The organism is Burkholderia perseverans (assembly GCF_022870505.1).
Lineage (GTDB): Bacteria > Pseudomonadota > Gammaproteobacteria > Burkholderiales > Burkholderiaceae > Burkholderia > Burkholderia plantarii.
This window is the reverse complement of record NZ_CP045094.1, coordinates 2,280,126-2,301,772: the sequence shown is the minus strand read 5'-3', so window position 1 is coordinate 2,301,772 and position 21,647 is coordinate 2,280,126. Positions and strand designations below refer to the sequence as shown.

Genomic DNA, 21,647 nt, shown 5'->3' with positions numbered 1-21,647 from the left:
GGATGCGATAGATTTTCATCTGTCATTGCCGCTGTTTTCCAGGCGGAGACATTCATGCCGATCTCATGCGAGGGGCTCCGATGCGCGCATCCGTTGTCGATTCACAGCTCTCGGGAAAGCTGTCCCGCCGATGGTTCGTCGAGCGGTTGGTTGAGTTGCTGGGCGAGTCGTTCGACGACATCACGGCGCTCGACGACAACGAAAACCTGCTCGGCTGCGGGCTCGATTCGATCCGGCTGATGTCACTGCTGGCGAGCATCAACCGCGCGGGTCATGCGCTGACGTTTGTCGATCTGGCGCGCAATCCCAGCCTGGCGGCCTGGCGCGAGTTAGTCGCCAAGGCACCCGCGCGGGGCGGCGAAGTAGAGGCACGCGAAGCGGAGGCGCGAGATGACCGGGAGAACGCGGGACGCAACACGGATATCGTCGTGGACATCCATGCGCCGTTCGAGCTGTCGGCCGTGCAGCAGGCTTATTGGCTTGGCCGTGGCGATGAGCAGGTGCTCGGCAACGTCGCCTGCCACATCTTCATCGAATTCAGCAGCCGCGCGATCGATGCGGAGCGGCTCGAAGCGGCATGCCGGCTGGTGCGCCGACGTCATCCGATGTTGCGCGCGCGCTTCGAGGCGGGGCGGCAGCAGATCGTCGACGAACCGGACGTGCCGGTGTTCGATCATCGAGACTGGCGCGGCGACACGCCCGAGGCGGCCGAGGCGGCGTGGGCCGAGTTGCTGGCGCGGCGGTCGCACGAACGTCTCGCGGTCGAGCATGGCCAGGTTTTCCTGGCGGGACTGGCGGCGATGCCCGACGGCAGCGACCGGGTGTGGCTGAGCCTCGACTTGCTGGCGGCCGACGTCGACAGCGTGCGGCTCGTAATGAAGGAAATCGGGCTCGCCTATGCCGATCCGGCCTCGCTGCCGGCCGAGCCGTCGACCTCGTTTCCTGCCTATCTCGCGCGGCGCGAACGCCGGTCCCGGGCGGCTCGCGACGCGGCGCGCGCATACTGGCTCGAACGGCTGCCACAGCTGTCCGGCGCCCCGATGCTGCCGCTCTCCTGCGCGCCCGAAACCATCCGCGCGCCGCGCTTCGTGCGCCGCGCGTTCACGCTCAGTCATTCCGAACTCGAACGGTTGGGGCAAGCGGCAGCGCGGCATGGGGTGACGCTTTCCTCGGTGTTCGGCAGCGCGTTCTCGCTCGTGCTTGCGCGCTGGAGCGCGCAGGACGCGTTTCTGTTGAATGTCCCGCTGTTCGACCGGCATGGCGACGAAGCCGATCTCGCCGCGATGGTCGCCGATTTCACGACGCTGTTGCTGGTCGAGTGCCGGGTCGAGCCGGCGGCCTGTTTCGTCGACGCCGTGCGCCGCTTCCAGCTCGACATGCACGATGCGATCGCGCATGCCGCGTATCCGGCGCTCGAAGTCCTGCGCGATGCACGCCGGGTGGGCATGCCGCGCGCCGCGCCCGTGGTGTTTTCCAATAACCTCGGCAGCGGCACGTTCGTTCCTGACGAGTTCCGGCGCATCTTCGGCGATCTGCACGACATGATTTCGCAGACGCCCCAGGTATGGCTCGATCACCAGTTGTACCGCGTGACGGATGGCGCGCTGCTGGCGTGGGACAGCGTGGACGGCCTGTTCGCGCCGGGCGTGATCGATGCGATGTTCGGCGCGTATCTGGAATTGGTGCAGGGGTTGTGCGATCGCGACTGGCAATCCCCGGCCGTGCTGCCGTTGCCGCTTGATCAGCAGCGCCGGCGGGACGCGGCGAATTCGGTCGCGTTTTCATCGGTGCCGCGCACGCTGCATCACGATGCGTTTCGGCAGGCGCAACGCCAGCCCGACGCGATCGCGCTGCGCCATGGCGAGCGTGTCGTCACGCGGGGCGAGCTGGCCGCCCGCGCGCTCGCGATCGCGGGCGGGCTGAAGGCGGCGGGCGTCGGCCTGGGTGACGCGGTGGAAATCAGCCTGCCGCGCGGCCCGGGGCAGATCGCGTCGGCCCTCGGCGTACTCGCGCTGGGCGCCTGCTACGTCCCGCTCGACATTGGGCAGCCGGTCGCGCGCAAGGCCCTGATCGAGCGGGCCGCCGGTGTAAAGGCCGTGATCGGCGCGACGGCGGCCATCGACGGATTGTGCTGTCTCGACATCGCGCGGCTGAGCGAGGCCGATCCGCTGCCCGCGCCGCTCGCCGTCTCGCCCCGGCACACCGCTTACGTGATCTATACGTCCGGATCGACGGGCATGCCGAAAGGCGTGGAGATGTCGCACGGCGCGGCGATGCACACGGTCGACGCCGTCGCGCGCTGCGTCGGCTTGACGGCCGATGACCGGCTGCTCGCGGTATCCGCGCTCGATTTCGATCTGTCGGTATTCGACCTGTTCGGCGTGCTCGGGGCGGGCGGCAGCCTGGTGATACCGGAGCAGGACGAGGCGCGCGATGCGCGGCGCTGGATCGAATTGCTGGCACGCCACGCGGTGACGGTCTGGAACTCGGCGCCCGCGCTGCTCGAGATGGCGCTGGCCGCGCATCGCGCGGGAGATGGCTTCTGCGGCGTGCGCGCCGTGTTGCTGTCGGGCGACTGGATCGGCATCGACTTGCCGGCGCGGCTGCGCGCCCATGCCGGCACTCACTGCGCCGTGTATGCACTGGGTGGCGCGACAGAGGCCGGCATCTGGTCGAATCTCCAGACCGTCGGTACGACCGTGCCCCGCTATTGGCGCTCGATTCCTTACGGCGCGCCGTTGCCGGGGCAGGCCTATCGCGTGGTGGACGGCCACGGCCACGACATCCCCGATCACGTCGTGGGCGAGCTGCTGATCGGCGGCGGCAGCCTCGCGCGCGGATATCGCAACGATCCCGAGCTGACGGCGCGCCGCTTCGAATCGACGCCGCACGGTCGCTGGTATCACACCGGCGATCGCGGGCGTTACTGGTCGGACGGCACGCTGGAATTGCTGGGCCGCACCGACCAGCAGGTCAAGATCCGGGGGTATCGGGTCGAACTCGGTGAAATCGAAGCGGCGCTGGCCGAACATCCGGACGTCGAGAGCGCTTGCGCAGCCGTGTCGCAGGGCGAGATCGCGCGCGTGATCGCTACGCTCGTGCCGGCCGCCGCGCAGCCGCAGGACGGCGGCGCGCAGGCCGCCGAGATTGCGCCGGCCAGCCTGCCCGACACCGCCGTTGCCGAGGTCGCCGTGACTGGGTTCGTGTTGACGGAACTGCTGGCTCGACCCGAGCCCGCGGTGCCGGCCGCGCTGCGCGCGCGCTGGAGTGCCTGGCTGGCCGACGCGCGCGCGACGGCACCGATGGCGCCGATGACGCTTGACGATGCGCTGTCGCGGCTGGGCTGGTCGCGCGAAGCGCTGGCCGGCCTTGTTCCGGCGCTGCTCGACCTGATCGGCGACGCCGCCGGTGCGCAGCGCTTGCTGCTCGACGCGCGGCTCGCCCCTCAGTCGATGGCGCTGCAACTGCCGGGCGGCCGGCTCGCGATCACGCAGATCGGCCGCGCGCTGGCCCGGCAGATCGCGGCGGGTAAACCGTCGAGCGTGGCCGTGCTCGATGTTCGCGGAGGTCAGATGCTCACGCCAGGTTTGGCCATGCTTGACGATCCAGGCGTGCGAACCACCTTGTTCGATCCTTCGGCCGGGCTGCTGCGTGAGGCGGCGGCCCGCTTCACGCGGTCCACGCCCGTGCTGCAACCATTGGAGGGCGGCCTCCTGCCGCTGCGCCATCTCGGACAGTTCGATTGCGTCGTCAGCTTCGCCGCCGCCCATACTCATGACAGTCTCGACGACCTGTTCTGGCAAAGCGCCATGCTGCTGGCCGAAGGCGGCTGCCTGATGCTGGCGGACCTGATGCGCGATTCGCCGCTGCGTCAGATCAGTGCCGGCTTGTTCTCCGAGGCGGCGCCGCGCTTTGCCTCGTGGGGCGAGGTGTCAGCGGCGGCGCAGCGCCACGGCTTCGCGCTGGCGCCCGACAGCTGGCACGACCCGGCATTCCTCATGATCGTCGCGCAGGCCGGCGGGACGAAGCTGACCGAGCCGCGGCTCGCCGAATGGTTGCGCGACCGGCTGCCCGAAGCCATGCGGCCCGAGCCGATCTGGTGCCGGCGGTGCTGGCCGCTCAACGCGAACGGCAAGATCGACCGGCGCGCGATCTCCGACGCGATGTGGCGCGCGGGCGATGAATCGCGTTCGTCGAGCACGGCCTTCGTTCCGGCCAACGAGCGGGAAGTCTCGCTGCTGACGTGCTGGGAGCAGGCTCTCGGACACCCCAATAACGCGAGGGAGGCCAGCTTCTTTTCGCTCGGTGGCGACAGCCTGCTCGCCACGCGCTTCATCGCCCGACTGCACGAGCGGCTCGGGGTGCGAATTGGCATGGCCGAGTTCTACCAGCGGCCAACGCTGTCAGGCCTGGCGGCCAGGCTGGCCGCTTCTGCCGAATCCGGCCCGGACGGCGCGGGGCTGGAAGAGGGCGTGCTATGAATCTCGAAGACGTGCTTGAGCTGTGTCGCGAGCGGCAGATCGAACTCTGGAGCGAAGGCGGCCGATTGCACTACCGCGCGCCGGCCGGCTCGCTCGATACGGCGCTGGCCGAGACGATCCGGAGCCGACGGCGCGCGCTGATCGATTTTCTTTCCGAGGACGCCTGGCAGCCGGACCCCGCGAAGGCCTACGAGCGGTTTGCCCTGACGCCGGTGCAGGCCGCCTATGTGCTGGGCCGCAATCCCGCGTTCGAATTCGGCGGCCACGCCTGCCATCTCTACGTCGAGTATCCGCTGCCGGCTTCGCTCGATATCGCGCGCTTCGAGGCAGCCTGGAACGCCTGCGTCGCGCGGCATCCGATGCTGCGCGCCATCGTCGAGGGTAGCGCCTGGCAGCGCGTATTGCCGGACGTGCCATGGCAATCGCTGGTTCTGCATGAACTGCGCGAGGCCGATGATGCCTGCTTCGCGGCCCATCTGGCCGCCGTGCGAAACCGGCTCGATCATGCGGTCCACGCGCTTGACCGCTGGCCGGTGATACGGCCGGAGCTGAGCTTCGGCCGGGCACGCACAGTCCTGCACATGTCGGTGGATTTCACGCTGATCGATTACGCGAGTCTGCAATTGCTGTTGAGCGAATGGCGCCACCGCTACGACGAGCCGCATTGGAAGCCGGATGTGCTTGACGTCACGTTCCGCGACTACGTCGTCAACGAGGCGCGCGCCCGCGACCGCAGCCGGCATGCGCAGGACCGGGCATGGTGGCTGGCACGCCTAGATGCGTTGCCGGGGCGCCCCGATCTGCCGGTCGTGCCGGCGCCGGCTACGCCGGCGTCGCCGCGTTTCACGCATCTTCATGCGCGGCTCGGCGACGGCCCTTGGGGTGCGCTGTGCGCGATGGCGAGCCACCACGGCCTGAGTCCGGCGAGCGTCGCGCTGGCGGCGTTCGCGGAGGTCATCGGGCGCTGGAGCCAGACGCCCCCGTTCTGCCTGAATCTCACGGTACTGAATCGTCCCGACGTGCATCCGCGCATCGGCGAAGTTCTTGGCGATTTCACGGCGTTGAGCCTGCTCGCCGTGGATGTCGCGCAAGGCTGCGACTTCACCGAACGCGCGCGGCGCATCGGGGCGCAGATGTTCGACGATCTCGAGCATCGCGGTTTCACCGGGATCGACGTGATGCGCGAGCTGGCCCGTCGGCGCGGCAAGGGCGCCGATCTGATGCCGGTCGTGTTCACGAGCGGGATCGGCAGTGTCGGACGGTTGCTAGAAGGCCAAGGCGCGCGGCTCGACCGACCGCTCGAGATGATCAGCCAGACGCCGCAGGTCTGGCTCGACTGTCAGGTCACCGATCAGTTCGGCGGTCTCGAAATCGGCTGGGACGTGCGCGAGGCGCTGTTTCCGGCCGGCATGCCCGAGGCGATGTTCGATGCGTTCGTGGCGCTGCTCGGGCGCCTAGCAAGCGACGATTCATGGTGGACGCGGCGCGGCGATCTGGTGCTGCCTACGGTGGCCGAAGCCGAGCCGCCACCGGTGCCGACGAAGCCCGACGCGCATCTGGCCGCCGGTTTCGCGGCCCGGGCGCTGTCCACGCCGGAAGCGACGGCGATCATCGATCAGGCCGGTTCCCACAGCTATCGCTCGATCGTGCAGCGGGCGGCTGCGCTGCGCGACGTGCTCGAACGGGCCGGCGTCGGTGCGGGAGACCGGGTGGCCGTATTGTTGCCGAAAGGCGTCGGGCAGGCCGTGGCCGTGCTCGGTATCGTGCAGGCCGGCGCCGCCTACGTGCCGATCGACGTGCGTCAGCCGGCGTCGCGGCGGCGGGCGATCCTGGACAGTGCACAGGTGCGGGCGGTCGTGGCCGACACGACGCAGGCCTACGATGCGGGAGCCGCCGTGCGTATCGACCTCGATCATGTTCTCGACCGGCTCGGTTCGGCTCCCGGCTGGCTGCTCCGTGCCGCGTGCGTCGGCGGCGGCGATGCCCTGGCTTACATCATCTACACGTCGGGTTCCACCGGCGAGCCCAAGGGCGTGATGCTGAGCCACACGGCCGTCTGCAATACGCTCGACCACATCAACCGCCGCCACGAAATCGGCCCCGACGACGTGGTACTGGGCCTCGCGGAGCTGAGTTTCGACCTGTCCGTCTACGACCTGTTCGGCGCGACGGCACGGGGCGCCTGCGTCGTGCTGCCCGATCCGACACGCCATAGCGATCCGTCGCATTGGGCCGACTTGATGGTGTGCCACGGCGTGACCGTGTGGAACTCGGTGCCCGCGCAAGGGCAGATGCTGATCGATTATCTGGACAGCGAGCCGGATCGGCGCGTGCCCGGGCCGCGTTGCGTGCTGTGGTCGGGCGACTGGATTCCGGTGAGCTTGCCGCTGCGCTGGTGGCGACGCTGGCCGCAGAGCGATCTGTTCAGTCTGGGCGGTGCGACCGAGGCGGCGATCTGGTCGATCGAGCACCGGATTCGACGCGAGGACACACAGCTTGCGAGCATCCCCTACGGCCGGGCGCTGACGGGGCAGACCGTCGAAGTCCTCGATGCGCTCGGCCGTCGCTGTCCGGCCGAGGTACGCGGCGAAATTTATATTGGCGGCGTGGGGCTGGCTGACGGCTACCTGAACGATCCGGAGCGGACCGCCGAGCGTTTCGTTCGCGATGCGGCCGGCCGGCGGCGCTATCGTACCGGCGACCTCGGGCGCTATCGGGCCGATGGCTCGATCGAATTCCTCGGCCGTCAGGACGATCAGGTCAAGATTCGCGGCTATCGCATCGAACTGGCCGAGATCGACGCGGCGCTGAGTGCCCATCCGCTCGTGAGCGCCGCCGCTACCGTCGTACTCGGTGACACGCAGCAGCGGCACCTGAACAGCTTTGTCACGCTCGGCGGCGCGGAACCCGAACGCGGTGACCATGCTGAAGCGCTGAACGACGTGGCCGACCGCGTGTCCGCGGCGTGGGCCTCCGAGGCTTGGCCGACGTTGTCGCGGATACGCGAGTCGGTGGCCCGGCTCGAGGCGGCCTGCGTGGCCTCGCTCGCGGCCTGGATCGGCGAGATGCGCGAGCCCGTCGATTTTCCGGCACTCTCCACACGGCTCGCCGTGCCTGCCGAGCGGCAGCACCTGTTGCGCCATTGGCTCGCGCTGCTGCAGGGCCATGGATATCTGGAGGCGCTGCCTTCGGGTGCGTGGCAGTCGCGCCCCGACGCGCCGACGGCCGAGGCCGACGTGCGTTGGGACCGCTTCGCGAGCGACGCTGCGGTCAGTCTCTGGCCGCCGGACCTGATCGATTATTTTCGTCGCAGCGCGGCGTGCCTCGGCGAGCAGCTGGGCGAGCGCATCTCGCCCGCCGCGCTGATGTTCCCGCAAGGGACGACGCATATCGCGGAGGCGATGTACAGCACGGGACTGCATGCGCAGGCGCTGCATCGCGGCATGGCCGAAGCGGTGCGTCGCATCGTCGAGCGCGAGCCGCAGCGGGTCTGGCGCGTACTCGAGATCGGCGCTGGCACCGCGGCGGCGACGCGTGTGATCGTCGACGCACTGGCCCCGCTGGTGCAGGCGGGCATCGGCATCGACTATCTGTTCACCGACGTGTCGAGCTATTTTCTGGCCGCGGCGCGTGAACGCTTCGCCGGCTGCCCCTGGGTGCGCTTCGCGCGTTTCGACATGAACGTCCGCTCCGAGGAGCAGGGCATCGCTCCGCATTCCATCGACCTTTTGATCAGCTCCGGCGCGCTCAACAACGCGCGGGATACGGTCGCGCTGCTCAACGGCATGCGCGAGATGTCGGGGGCTGACGCGTGGTGGGTGATTCAGGAACTGACCTGCGAGCACCCGGAAATCAGTGTCAGCCAGGCGCTGATGATGGAGTCGCCCGACGATGCGCGCGCCGGGCTCGGGCAGCTGTTCGTCCATCGCGAATCCTGGCTGGCCTGGCTGCAACGCGAAGCAGCGGATTGCGCGACGGGCTGTACCGGGCCGGACGATCCGCTGCGCGCGCTCGGCTACGAGGTCTTTGTCGCGCGCGTGAAGGCTGGCGCGGCACGGATCGCGCCCGACGAGCTGCAGGCGTTCGTGGCGCAACGTCTGCCCGCCTACATGCTGCCTGCGCGGATCGACGTGCTGGAGCGACTGCCGACCACCGCCAACGGCAAGATCGACCGCCGCCGTCTCGGGGCGATCGCGTCGATTCAAGCGCCGCCGGCCGTGACTCGCGCCGTCGTACATGCTGTCGCCGCGGATGCCCTCGAAGCGCGCCTGATCGCGCTATGGGAAGCCGTGCTCGATATCCAGGGCATCACGGTCGATCAGGATTTCTTCGCCGCGGGCGGCGATTCGCTGCTGATTGCCCAGCTGATCGGGCGTTTGCGCGCAGACGAGCCGTTGGCACGCGCCCATTCGTTTGATCGACTGTTGCGTTGCGCGCTGAACCGGCCGACCCCGGCGGCCGTCGCCGCCTTTCTGCGCGACAGCGACGCTGCGGGGAGTGCGCAGGCCGCGCGACTCGAAACAGCAGACACGAAGGAGGCGGAGCAAGACGGAGCCAGTGAGGGCGAGCCCGCGCGCCTCATCGCCAGTCCGCCGGCGCGGCACTGGCGCCGCGTGGAGCCGATCCGCATCGCGGCGGGGGAAGGCGTGCCGCGCGTGCTGGTCCACGAAGGGCTCGGCACGCTGCACGCCTATCGGCGCGTCATGCCGGCCCTCTCGGCACTCGGGCCGCTGCTCGGCTTCGCCATGGAGGACACCGACGACTATCTCGCGATTCCGGCACGCCATGTGAACGCGACGCTCGGCGCGCGCTATGCCCGCGCCCTCGCGCGCGAAGGCGTGGCTGAGGTCGACCTGCTCGGCTATTGCTCGGGCGGCCTGATCGCGATCGAGATGGCGAAAGCCTTGCTGCAACTCGGCGTGGCGGTGCGCTCGCTCGATATCGTGTCGAGTTATCGCATTCCGTATCTGATCGAGGACGAGCGGCTGATCCTGTTCAACTACGCGAAGACACTCGGCCTGCCGGTCGAGCCATTCGGCTATCCGCCCGTCGATCTGCTGGCCGATGCGTTGGAGCAGGCGTTGAAGACCGACGGCACGCGTCTGGCGGCGGGCGCTATCGAGGCACAGCTCGGGATGTTCGGCGACACCTGCCCGCCGCTCGACGCCGTGCGTATCGGCGTGCTGCGCGCGGCAGCCGGGTTGCAGCCGGACGGCGCGCAAGATGGGTTGCAGGACGGGCCGCTCGTCGCGCAGCGCGAGCCGTTTTACCGGTTGTTCGCGCACTCGGTCGCCGCAAGCCATTGGGCGGGAACGGCGCCTTACGTGGCGGGCCTGCGGCTGTTCGTGCCCGAGCGATGCAACCCCTTGATTCCGCAGCAGCGCGCGGTCCTGCTCGACTATTGGCAAACGCAGGCGCTCGGCAAGGTCGCGCTGATCGACTTGCCGGGAGGGCATTTCGATTGCCTGAACGACGCATTCGTCACGAATCATCTGGGGAGGTCGCGATGAGCAGAGACGCGTTGCCGGTCGTGGTGGCCGGTTCCCGCTTCGGTCAGTTCTATGCGGCCGGCCTCGCCAGCTCCGGCGATTATCGGCTGGCCGGCATCCTTGCCAACGGCAGCGCGCGTTCCACGGCGCTGGCGGCCAAGGTCGGCGTGCCGATGTACGAAGCGCCCGAGGCACTGCCCGATGACGTGCGGTTGGCGTGCGTGGCCGTGGGTGGCGCGGCGCGCGGCGCCGAGGGTGGAGAGCTGGCGCGGCGCCTGATGATGCGCGGCATCGACGTGCTGATCGAGCATCCGCTGTTGCCGGTCGAATGGGACGACCTGCTGCGCGAAGCCGGGTGTCATCGGCGCCGCTGCCTGCTGAACGGCTTCTATCCGAACCTGCCCGTCGTCGCGATGTTCATCGACGTCGCTCGACGGCTCAGCCGGCGGCGCGGCGTCGTGCATATCGATGCGACCTGCTCGGTGCAGCTCGGCTATGCGTTGCTGGAGGTGCTCGCCGGCATGCTCGAAGGGGTCGGGCCGTGGTCGATCGAGCCGGCGCGGGCCGGTCGGTCGTCGACGCGGACGTGTTCGATGAGGCTGGCGGAAACGCCGGTCTCACTGCGCGTTCACAACGAAATGGCGGCCGGTGACGATGGCCGCATGCCACTGCTGTTCCGGATCGCGCTGCAGATCGACGGCGGCACGTGGACACTGGCGTCGCCGCATGGCCCATTGCTGTGGGAGCCGGCGATCCGCGCGCCCGGTGCCGATGCGCAGGGGCTCTTTCCGATCTTCGATGGCGCCACCGGCGTTTCCGGCTTGCCAAGCGTCCAGCTCTACGAGGCGACGCCGCCGAGTTGGGAGTACATCCATGCGACGGTCTGGCCGCAGGCGGCGGTACGCGCACTGACGCCGCTCGTCACGGGTCACGGCCTGGCGGCCGCCAACCAGCGCAGCACCGAAGTCACGCGGCTGTGGCAGCGTCTGACCGGCGTGCTCGGTTTTCCGGCGCAGCCGCTTGACGACCTGCCGGGCGAGACGTTGGAACAGGCGTTGGAGCGGGCCGCATGACGCCGCCGCTGCGCCAGATATTGCGGCCGTTTCTGCCGCCGCTCTCGATCGCGATCGGCCTGCAGGCGCTGGCCGGGATCGCATCGATGCTGCCATGGGTGGCGCTGGGGCAGATTGCCGGCCGCTGGCAGGTTCATGCCGGCGCGGAGCGTGGCGTCGCTGGCTGGCTGGGCGCGGCTGTCGTCGCGAGCGTCGCCTGGATGCTCGGCCAGACGCTCGCACAGCATCTGACGCATCGCGTCGATGCCGATCTTGGCGCGCGGCTGCGGCGGCAGCTGGCTGATCACATGCAGCGGCTGCCGCTCGGCTGGTTCGTGCGGATGGGCAGTGATCGCGCGGCACGTTATGTCGATCAGGACGTCCGCTCCCTGCATCAGCTGGTGGCGCATGCGCCGACCGACCTGACGCGCCTGATCGTGGTGCCGCTTGCCGCCAGCATCTGGCTCGTCCGGCTCGATGCGATCCTGTTCACGTGGACGCTGGTGCCGCTGCTGGCCGCGGTCGGCATCTTCCACTGGCTGCGCTCGGCGCGTTACGCACCGGTGTTCGCGCAGCGCAATGCCGCGCTCGAACGGCTGATGGGCGACTATGCCGAACTCGCTCAGCATCCCGTGTTGGTGCGCCAGTATCCGGCCGCCGGTATCGAAGCGGCGGCGCTCGACGCCGTGGCGCGTTTCGAGCGGGCGTTCGTGACGTGGGTCGGCCGAATCGGCGGATGGAGCGCGCTGACGCAGGTGCTGCTGGGTACGCCGTTCCTGCTCGCCTGGGTCATATGCGGCGCGGTGTGGTTCGCGCGCGGGCCGCTGGCCGTTGCCCCGCTTGCCACCTTCGTGCTGCTTGTCTGGGCGATCGCGGCACCGGCGCGTGCGCTGGGCCATGGCGCCGACGCGCTGCGCGAGGCGCAGGCCGCCGCGCAGCGCCTGGTTGAACTGTTCGCGCTGCCGGCATTGCCCGAGGGGCGCTCGGCGCAGGCGCCGCGCGACGCGTCGATCGAGCTCACGGGCGTGACTGTCTCGATCGACGGAGCCACGGTCCTGGCCGAGATCGACGCATGCATCGAGGCCGGCGTGACGACGGCCATCGTCGGTCCGTCGGGTGCGGGAAAGAGCACCTTGCTGATGCTGCTGGCGCGCTTCATGGATCCGGACAGCGGCTCGATCCGGCTGGGCGGCGTCGAACTGCGCGCGCTGCCGGACGAGGTCCTGCACGCGCAGGTGGCCGTGGTGTTTCAGCACGCAGTGGCGCTCGACCTGTCGCTGGCCGCCAATATCGCGCTGCATCGGCCGCAGGCGCCGCTCGATGCGATCCGCGCCGTGGCGCGGCTGGCCTGCATCGATGCGCGGATCGCCGCGTTGCCGCATGGCTACGACAGCGTGTATGGCCGCGACGTGACGTTCTCCGGCGGCGAGTTGCAGCGGCTCGCGATCGCGCGCGCGATGCTGTCGCCCTCGCCGCTGCTGCTGGTCGACGAGTCGATGTCGGCGCTCGATCCGCAGACCGAACGCGCGCTGCACAACGCGCTGTGCGAAGACGGCCGCACGCGCGTGATCGTCAGTCACAGCCTCGTCCCGATTCGTCACGCGGCGCAGATCCTGGTGATGGATCGCGGCCGCATCGTCGAACGCGGCAGCCATGCCTCGCTGCTGGCGGCGCGCGGGCTGTACGCGCAGTTATGGGCACAGCGCGGCGCGGCGGCCGGGGAGGACGCGCCATGAAGATCTGGCTGAAACGCCTGCGCGCGCTGCCGGCCGAGGTGCGCCGTGGCCAGCTTCATGCCGCGGCTTGGGCCTTGATGGCCGCCTGGCTCGACGGTTTTTGCGGCGTGCTGATCGTGCCGCTGATCCGCGCCTGGTTCGCCGGTGAGACGGCCGCCGCATTGCCCTGGGTCGCCGCGCTGGGCACGCTGACGACCTGCCAGACCGTCGTGCTGTATCTGGCGCAGCGCAAGGGATATCGTGCCGGCGGCCGGCTTGCCGCCGGCCTGACCGCGCAACTGGTGCGCCATCTGCCGCGCGTGGCCGAATGGGCGCAGGTGCGGGACCGACATCCCGCCGGGCTGCTGCAGGGGCCGGTCATGCGGGCGATGAGCATCCCCGCGCATCTGTTCGGGCCGCTGATCGGCGCGATCGTGACGCCGCTTGCCGCGCTCTTGGGCCTTGCGCTGATCGATCCGGTGCTGGTCGGCATGCTGGCGCTGGCGATGCTGCTGCTGTGCATGCTGTTCAACTGGAGCGGCACGCGAACGATTGTATTGGAGCAGTCGCGCGCGGCAAGCGGGCAAGCCATGGCCGAGCAACTCCAGACGTTCGCCGCCCATCAGGAAATCCTGCGCTTCGCGGGGCGCGACAGCGCCGCGCGCGCCGTGTTCCAGCAGGCGCTCGACAGCCAGCATCGGGCGACGCTGGCGCTGATGCGGCGCTCCCTGCCGGTCGAACTCGTGTTCGTCGGCTCGGTGCAGCTGATCTTCGTCGCGCTGCTGGTGTGCGGCGCGTGGGCCGTGACGGCGGGGCAACTCGACGCGGCCACCGTGATCGCGACACTCGTGTTGCTGGTGCGCTTTGTCGAGCCGCTTTCGCAACTGACGCAGATCGGCCAGGCACTGGGAGAGGCGGGGCGCGCGCTCGACAGCGTGCTGGTGGTGCTTCAGGCGCGGCGGCTGGAGAGTCCGGCGTCCGGTCCGTCGCCTCGCGACGCCAGCGTCGAGGCGACGCGGCTCGCCTATCGCACTGGCGGCGTGAACCTGCTGTCCGGCATCGATCTGCGCTGTCCCGCGGGCGAACTGCTCGCGATCGTCGGTCCGACCGGCGCGGGGAAAAGCACCGTGCTGAACCTGCTCGCGCGCGTGACGGACCCCACCGAGGGACGCGTCCTGCTCGGCGGCGTCGATCTCCGCGAACTCGATGAAGCCGGCCTGGCGGCGGCGCGCAATGTCGTGTTCCAGGACAACGTGCTGTTTCGCGGCAGCGTGGCGTCGAACCTGCGGATGGGCAAGCCCGGTGCATCGGAGGAGGAACTCGTCGCCGCGCTGCGCGCGGTCGGCCTCGAATACGAGATCGCGCGTCTGCCGCACAGGCTCGACGCCGAGCTCGGCCCGGGTGGCCAACGCCTGTCGAGCGGCCAGCGGCAGCGGCTGTGCATCGCGCGCGGGCTGGTATCGGTCGCGCCGGTGCTGCTGCTCGACGAGCCGACCGCCAACCTCGACGAGCTCAGTACGCGCCGGGTAAGGGACAGCCTCATCGCGATGCACGGGCGTCGCTCCTGCATCGTCGTGACGCATAGCCCGATGCTGGCGCGGGAAGCCGACCGGATCGTCGTGCTCGACGCGGGCCGGGTGCGGGCGCAAGGCTCGCATTCGCAGCTGTGCGCGACCGACGCCTGGTACCGGGCCTTTGCGCGCGACGAAGCCGCAAGCGAGCCGGATCCTCGCATCGGGCGCGAGTCCACTAAGCAAAAATTCGCCGGCGCCGGAGATCGATAGAGAAACGCTGGAGAGCGAAAAATAGCCATCCTCGTTTAATTAATAATAAGAACTACTATCAAATATGAGGGCGCACATGGTGCATCAAGCTATAAGAACGAGCGTGTCGTCGAGGGAGGCGGACGCATCACGATTCAAGCACGCAAGCTGGCGTTCATCGTTGTACGTCGGGCTGCTGCTGGCGGCCCAGCCTTGGGCCTCCGCGCTTGCGGAAACGCCCAGGGCCGACGATACGAAGCACGCGGCAAGCCCCCGTCCGACGAAAGCGAAGGCGCTGCCGGCCATCGAGGTGAAGGCGGCGAAGACGCACGACATCGATCCGTCGGTGGCCACGCTCGGCAAGATGCCGCTTGAATTACGCGAGATTCCGCAATCGGTCAGCGTCACGACGCGCGAGCGCATGGAGCAACAGAACCTGTTCAGCCTCGACGAGGTGATGCAGCAGTCGGCCGGCGTGACGGTGCAGCCCTATGTGCAACTGACCACGGCCTATTTCGTCCGTGGTTTCAAGGTCGATTCGTTCGAGCTCGACGGCGTGCCGGTCGTGATCGGCGATACGGCGAGTTCGCCGCAGGACATGTCGGTGTTCGAGCGCGTCGAGATCCTGCGTGGCGCCGACGGCCTGATGCATGGCTCCGGCAATCCGGCCGCCACCGTCAATCTCGTGCGCAAGCGGCCGCAGTATCACTTCAGCGCGAACGCGTCGGCGAGCTTCGGCAGCTGGGACCGATACCGCGGCGAAGCGGATATCGGCGGGCCGCTCAACGCGGCGCGCACGTTGCGCGCGCGGATCGTCGCGGCCTACGAGGATCGGCATTTCTTCTATGACCACGCCAAACAGGGCACGCGCTCGATCTACGGCGTGGCCGAGGCCGATCTGACGCGCGACACGCTGCTGACCCTGGGGGCGCAATACCAGACGATTCGCGCGGTGCCCGACATGTCGGGCGTGCCGATGACGCGCGACGGCAAGAGTGTCGGCCTGCCGCGCTCGACCTATCTCGACGCCGCCTGGGACGACGAGAACTGGGATACCACGCGGGCGTTCGGTTCGCTCGAGCAGAAGCTCGGCAACGGCTGGCGGGCCAAGCTGAGCGGGGAATATCAGGTGGCGACGGCCGACCTGAAATACGCCGGTTCGTTCGGCGCGGTCGATCCGGTCACGGGCGCGGGTGGCGCCTTGACGGGCGGCGCCTATCAGTTCAGCAGCTACAGCCGCAGCATCGACGCGAATATTCAGGGCCCGGTGCATCTGTTCGGCCTCGAGCACCAGCTGCTGTTCGGCGTGACCTGGGCGAACAGCACCAGCGGGCAGCTGGCCGCGCCGTTGCTGAGCGGCATGGGGACGCCGGTGAACGTCTATCGATGGGATCCGGACAGCGTGCCGGAGCCCGGCGTCGGGCCTTATCGGCAGACGAGCCAGACCAGCATCTCGCAGGAGGGCCTTTACGGGCTCGGCCGCATCAAGCTCGCGAAGCCGCTGACGCTCGTGCTCGGCGGCCGCTACAGCTGGTGGAGCCAGAACAATCTCACCGCTCACTACAACCCCGGCGGCCAGTTCACGCCGTATGGCGGCCTGATCTGGGATTTCGCGAGCGACTGGTCGTGGTATGCGAGCTACGCGGAAGTGTTCCAGCCGCAAACGAAGCTGACCGCGAGCGGCGACATCCTCGAACCGACCAAGGGCAAGACCTACGAGACCGGGGTCAAGGGCCAGCTGGCCGGCGGCAAGCTCAACCTGTCGTTCGCGGTGTTCCGCATCGACCTCGCCAACAATCCGCAGGTCGATCCGGCGGTGCCCTGTGCCGGTGCGAGCTGCTACTACGTCAACGCCGGCAGCGCGCGCAGCCAGGGCTTCGAATTCGAAGCCAACGGCCACATCACGCCGTGGTGGAGCGTGTGGGCGAGCTATACGTTCGATTCCACCAGCTATCCGAGCAACAGCGCCAGTGTCGGGCAATTCGGATCGTTCAGTCCGCACCATCTGTTCCGGCTGTGGACGCACTACGATCTGCCGTGGCAGGAGCGGCGCTGGAGTATCGGTGGCGGCGTGCAGGCGCAGAGCAGCTATTCGGTGGTATCGGGCGGCACGACGCTGCGGCAGGGCGGCTATGCGCTGGCGAGCCTGCAGCTCGGTTATCGCCTCAATCGATACTGGCAGGCCGCGCTCAACGTCAACAACCTGTTCGATCGGACCTATTACCAGAGCCTCGCCAACGTCGGCTGGAATAACCGCTATGGAGAGCCGCGCAGTGTCATGCTGACCGTGCGCGGCACCTATTGATGCGGTACGCGTGGCCATGGCGGGCCGGCGTCGCGATGGTTGGGGCCAGCCTCGGTGCGGTGGAACTGGCCGTGACGCTGGCCCGGCATTATCCGTCGCCCGATGGCCTGACCCGGCTGTATGCCGCGGTTTTCGTGGCGTTGTTCGCCTGCGTGTCGGTGCTCACCTGGGCGCTGCTCGCGCCGGGCTGGCGCCAGCTCGGCTGGCGCGCGCTGGCCTGGCTGGCGGTCCTGACGCCGTGCGTGGTGTTATGGGGAGCGTCCTGAGATGCCGGTGCCTTCGCGCGACCGCTGGCGCGACGTCCACCGCGGTGCCGGCTTGCTGGCCGGCGTGGTGTTGTTCGTGATCCTGTTCAGTGGCGCCTGGAGTCTCGCGCAGGAGTCGATGGCGGGCTGGTGGCGTCGCGCCGCGCTGTCGGACAGCGCCGGCGTGCCGCCGCTGAACCGGCTGATCGGCACCGCGTCGGCGCTCGGTTTCGACCTGCGCGACGCGCGGATCACGTTGCCGCGGCCGACCGACCCGGCGGTCCGGTTTCGTGCCGCGCACGCGCCGCGCTCGCTCGTGCTCGATCCCGCCACCGGGCAAGGGGTGACCACCGAGGCCGCGCGCGGAAAGTGGCTCGTCACGCTGCACAAGACGCTGTTCGCGGGCTTCCCGGGCCGCATTGTCGTCAGCCTGTGGGGCATCGTGCTGTTGCTGCTCGTGATCGCCGGCATCGTCCTGCATCGCCGGCGCTGGCCCGACGTGGCCAGAATCCGCCACGGCCGCGGGCGGCATCTGCTGCTGTTCGACCTGCACGCGTTCGTCGGCCTGTGGAGTTTGCCGTGGCTGGTCCTGTTCGGTTTCACGGGCGCGGTCTCGGGCCTGGGCGCGCTCGGTACCGTGGCGCTCGCCTCCGCGGCGTTTCCCGGTCATCCGAGGCAGGCGTTCGCCGAACTGATGGGGCCACCGCCACCGGCCGCCACGCAGGTCGCCTGGCGGCATCCACCCGACGTCGAATCGATCCTGCGGCTCGATGCGCGGCGCTCGCCCGGCTTTCGCCCCGAAATCGTGATGCTGCATCACTGGGGCGACGCGTCGGCCAGTGTCGAGATTGCCGGCACCACTTCGGGCCTGGCGAGCACCGTGCTGTTCGAGCGGCATCTGTATCGCGCGACCGACGGTTTCGCGCTGGCACGGCGCACCGCGCGCGGGCGCGGCTTCTGGGTGCGCGCGTTCGTTGCGATGCAGCCGCTGCATTTCGCGCGGTACGGCTGGGTGCCGCGCATCGCCGGCGAACTGCGGGCGCTGCATTTCCTGACGGCGATCGGCGCCTGCGGGCTTTGCGTGAGCGGGCTGTGTCTGCGCGCGCGGCGGCGAGGCCGCTCGGGCGGCTGGCGCTCACGCGGGCTCGCCGCATCGGTCACCGGCGTGTGTGGCGGCCTCGTGCTGGCGGCCGGATTGTCGTTGCTGGCCGGCCGCCTGTTGCCGGCCGGCGCGCGCTGCGATGCGTTCCTGCCGCGCCTGCCCTGGTACGTCTGGGGCGGCAGCGTGGCATGCGCGTGGCTCGCGCCGCGTCGGCTGCCGGTCGGACGCTGCCTGGGCGCGGCCGCCGGGGCCGCCTATCTGCTTGCCGGGTTCCTGCACCTGTTCGTCACCGTGCGCGACACGGGCCATCCCTATTTCTGGAGCGTCGACGCCGTGCTCGTGGCTGGCGGCGGTGTGCTGCTGGCGCTGGCCATCCGGCCGCCACGCGATGCGCCGGTGCGCGCCGCCGGGCGATGACCGGCATCCACGACGGGTATCCCTCACTCACTTTCATGCAATCGGAGGCCGCGGTGCGCGATCTTTATCCTCATCGTCGTCTGGTGATCACCATCACCGTGCTGTACCTATCGCAGGGCATTCCCATCGGCATCGCAATGGATGCGATGCCAACCCTGCTGCGGCACGACGGGGCGCCGCTCCATGCGCTCGCGTTCCTGCCGCTCGTCGGCTTGCCGTGGGTCGTCAAGTTTCTGTGGGCGCCGTTCGTCGACAATCACTGGTCGGCGCGCATCGGACCGCGCCGCAGCTGGATGCTGCCGATGCAGGCCATCGTCGTGCTGTGCCTGCTCGGCCTCGCCTGGGTGCGGATGTCGGTCGCGACGGCGGGGCTCGCGGTGGGGCTGCTGGCGCTCGCCTCGCTCGCCAGCGCGACGCAGGACATCGCGAACGACGGCATGGCGGCCGAGCATTTCCGTGGTGCCGCGCTGGCCAGGATCAACGCGATCCAGGTGGGGGGCGTGATGATCGGCTTTTTCGCCGGGGGCGCCGGTACGCTGATCCTGAGCGGGCTGGCGGGGCAGCGCATCGCGTTCCTGTTGCTGGCCTGCGTGCCGCTCGCGAGCCTCGCATGCGTGATCGGCCTGCTGCCGGGCGGCACCGCCAGACTGCCCGATGGGATGGCGGAGAAATCCCATGCGAGCCTGCTGCGTTTCGCGAAGCGTCCGTTTTCGTTGTCGTTGCTGCTGCTCGCGCTGCTGTCGGCCATGACCGCGGTGTCCGGCTTCGGGCTCTCGAAACTGTTTCTCAACGACGCGGGCTGGTCGCTCGATGCGATCGGCCGGCTCGGCATGGCGGGTGGCGTGGTGACGGTCGTGCTTGGCTGCGGTGGCGGCGCGTGGCTGGTCCGAGGTGTGGGGCAATGGCGCGCGTTCATGGTCGGCGTCAGTCTGGCCGGCGTGGGCGCGCTGCTGTGGGGCATGCAGGCCGGCGGCTGGCTGCCGGCCACGGTGCCGCTGGCCTGGGCCTGCACCTTGCTCGGTTCGCTCGCCACGGGCATCACGTCGGTGGCGATCATGACCGCCGGCATGAGCTTTGCCGGCCATGGTGATCAGGCCGGGACCGACGTCACGGCGGTGCAGAGCACGCGCGATCTCGGCGAGATGATGGCTTCGTCGATGATGCTGACGCTGACGGCGAACCTCGGTTATGGCGGGGGATTTCTCGCGGGAGCCATCCTGGCGGCGGTGTCGTGCGGGGTGGCGGCGCGCTTGCGGTGCCGCGAGTCGGCAATGCGTGCGCGGGAGAGCGAAGCGGCGGCCTGACGTTTGGCGGGCGGGGGGCGGCAAGTGGCAGGCATCAAGCAGCCGATTCCGCCCGGTGGCGCCGCTCGCTCAGGTCCACAGAAACACGGTGCATCCAGCCGTCACCGCCCCGGTCGTGATCGCATAAAGCCTCCAGCGCAGCGGCGTCGACAGGAAGCCGCGCAGGCTGCGCCCCGCAAGCGCCCAAGGGCCGTTGGCGAGCAGGCACAGCGGCGGCACCAGCAGCAGCACGGCCGCGGGCAGCCACGGGTGGCTGCGCGCCGGCACCAGCACCAGCGAGGCGAGCGCGATGGTGGCCGTCACGGCTTTCGGGTTCGCGAACTGGAACAGCACGGCGGCCATGAAGCGCATCGGCCGCGTGTCGTCCGATGGGCCGGTGCCGAGGCTCGCGCGGGCCATCCGCCAGCCGATTCGCAGCAGCCACACCGAACCGGCCAGCTTCAGCAGCAGCACGCCGCGCGGCCATGCGTCGATGACGGGCGCGAGCGCCAGGATGCCGATCGCGCTCAGCAGCAGCGTGCCGGTCAGGATGCCGAGCAGTTGCGGCAGGGTCCGCGCGAGGCCGAAACGGGCGCCCGAGTACATCAGCATCATGTTGTTCGGCCCAGGCGTCGCCCACATGGTCAGCGCGACGACGACGAACGGAAGCAGCGGGGCGAGGCGGGTCGACATCATCGGAGGTTCCTTCAGGACGGCAGTGGCTATTGAATGGTTTTGCAGTCTACGGAGCAGACAGCCTTTTCAATAGCGAGGATTTCTCGCAGAATGCCGTTAGAAAAATTCACACCCTTGACGTCCGTTCCCCGCCCCGTCCCCGATCATGCGCCGCCTGCCTCCGCTCAATGCCCTGCGTGTCTTCGATGCGGCCGCCCGCCGGTCGAGCTTTTCCGCGGCGGCCGACGAACTGTGCGTGACGCACGGCGCCGTCAGCCACCAGATCCGCGTGCTCGAGGACTGGTTCGGCAAGCCGCTGTTCGTGCGCCACGCGGCCGGCGTGCGGCTGACCGCGGCGGGCGAGAGCCTGCATGACGCGGCCGGCCATGCGCTCGGCACGCTCGAGAGCCGCTGCGCCGAGATCGCCGGGCGCGCCGCGTTCGCCGAAATCGTGCTCGGCGCGCCGGGCAGCTTTCTGGCGAACTGGCTGATTCCGCGTTTCGAGCGCTTCGAGGCCGCGTATCCGGAGATCCGCGTGCGGCTGCAGACCAGCGCGGCGCTCGCGGACCTGCAATCGCAGGCGGTGGACGCGCTGATCGTCAGCGGCCGCGACTGGCCGCGCCAGTTCGAGGTGACGGAGCTGTTCGAGGAGCGGATCGGTCCGGTATGCGCGCCGGACTGGCCGCATCGTCTCGACGCGCCGCGCCGGCTGGTGGGGCAGGCGCTGCTGCACACACGCTCGCATCCGCAGGCGTGGCGCGAGTGGGCCGCGGCGCAGGGGCTCGACGCGGCCGGCTTCGACGGCGGCCGCCAGTTCGATCATCTGTCGCTGATGCTGGAGGCGGCCGCCGCGAGGCTCGGCGTGGCCGTGGCGCCGGCGCTGCTGGTGGAACGCGAGCTCGCGGGCGGCCGGCTCGTCGCGCCGCTCGGCTTCGTGGCCTGCGGCGGCGCGTTCGCGTTTTGCACGCTGCGCGGCCGGCAGGCGGGGGGCCTGGCCACGCTGCGCGACTGGCTGAAACAGGAAGCGCAGGACGCGCAAGCGGCGCGAGCCGCCGAAGCGAAACCACGGCGATCGCGAGCGCCCCGGGCGCGGGCACCGCAACGCTAACGCGGCGATCGC

11 protein-coding genes are annotated in these 21,647 nt (G+C 69.4%); 10 read left to right on the top strand and 1 reads right to left on the bottom strand.

The window, feature by feature from the left end:
• Nucleotides 1-80: 80 nt before the first annotated feature.
• The 9 genes from BpN12_RS24810 (at nucleotide 81) to BpN12_RS24770 (ending at nucleotide 19,873) form a co-directional block, all read left to right on the top strand.
• The gene (locus BpN12_RS24810; protein WP_246794906.1) at nucleotides 81-4,481 is read left to right on the top strand and encodes an amino acid adenylation domain-containing protein; all 4,401 of its coding nucleotides are present in this window, start codon (nucleotides 81-83) and stop codon (nucleotides 4,479-4,481) included.
• Complete coding sequence (locus tag BpN12_RS24805; protein ID WP_246794905.1) at nucleotides 4,478-9,991, top strand: non-ribosomal peptide synthetase; 5,514 nt, start codon at nucleotides 4,478-4,480, stop codon at nucleotides 9,989-9,991. The genes BpN12_RS24810 and BpN12_RS24805 overlap by 4 nt, the downstream gene beginning before the upstream one ends.
• On the top strand, nucleotides 9,988-11,043 hold the full coding sequence (locus BpN12_RS24800; protein WP_246794904.1) for a Gfo/Idh/MocA family oxidoreductase: 1,056 nt from the start codon (nucleotides 9,988-9,990) through the stop codon (nucleotides 11,041-11,043). Before BpN12_RS24805 ends, BpN12_RS24800 begins: the two co-directional genes overlap by 4 nt.
• Nucleotides 11,040-12,758, top strand: coding sequence for an ABC transporter ATP-binding protein (locus BpN12_RS24795; RefSeq protein ID WP_246794903.1), 1,719 nt, complete (start codon nucleotides 11,040-11,042; stop codon nucleotides 12,756-12,758). The genes BpN12_RS24800 and BpN12_RS24795 overlap by 4 nt, the downstream gene beginning before the upstream one ends.
• The gene (locus BpN12_RS24790) at nucleotides 12,755-14,521 is read left to right on the top strand and encodes an ABC transporter ATP-binding protein (RefSeq protein WP_246794902.1); all 1,767 of its coding nucleotides are present in this window, start codon (nucleotides 12,755-12,757) and stop codon (nucleotides 14,519-14,521) included. Before BpN12_RS24795 ends, BpN12_RS24790 begins: the two co-directional genes overlap by 4 nt.
• Nucleotides 14,522-14,693: 172 nt before the next feature.
• A complete protein-coding gene (locus BpN12_RS24785; protein ID WP_246797986.1) occupies nucleotides 14,694-16,805 on the top strand; it encodes a TonB-dependent siderophore receptor in 2,112 nt (703 codons plus the stop codon).
• On the top strand, nucleotides 16,805-17,071 hold the full coding sequence (locus BpN12_RS24780; protein WP_246794901.1) for a hypothetical protein: 267 nt from the start codon (nucleotides 16,805-16,807) through the stop codon (nucleotides 17,069-17,071). Before BpN12_RS24785 ends, BpN12_RS24780 begins: the two co-directional genes overlap by 1 nt.
• 1 nt (nucleotide 17,072) lies before the next feature.
• A complete protein-coding gene (locus tag BpN12_RS24775; protein WP_246794900.1) occupies nucleotides 17,073-18,569 on the top strand; it encodes a PepSY-associated TM helix domain-containing protein in 1,497 nt (498 codons plus the stop codon).
• Nucleotides 18,570-18,622: 53 nt separating this feature from the next.
• Entirely contained in the window at nucleotides 18,623-19,873 is a 1,251-nt protein-coding gene (locus tag BpN12_RS24770) for a RhtX/FptX family siderophore transporter (protein ID WP_246797984.1), read from the top strand.
• Between the two features lie 69 nt (nucleotides 19,874-19,942).
• On the opposite strand, the gene BpN12_RS24765 is transcribed toward BpN12_RS24770, so the two are convergent.
• On the bottom strand, nucleotides 19,943-20,548 hold the full coding sequence (locus BpN12_RS24765) for a LysE family translocator (protein WP_246794899.1): 606 nt from the start codon (nucleotides 20,546-20,548) through the stop codon (nucleotides 19,943-19,945).
• Between the two features lie 145 nt (nucleotides 20,549-20,693).
• Here BpN12_RS24765 and BpN12_RS24760 point away from each other — a divergent pair, with 145 nt between their 5' ends.
• Nucleotides 20,694-21,635: a LysR substrate-binding domain-containing protein gene (locus BpN12_RS24760; RefSeq protein WP_246794898.1), complete on the top strand. Its 942-nt coding sequence runs from the start codon at nucleotides 20,694-20,696 to the stop codon at nucleotides 21,633-21,635.
• Nucleotides 21,636-21,647 lie beyond the last annotated feature (12 nt).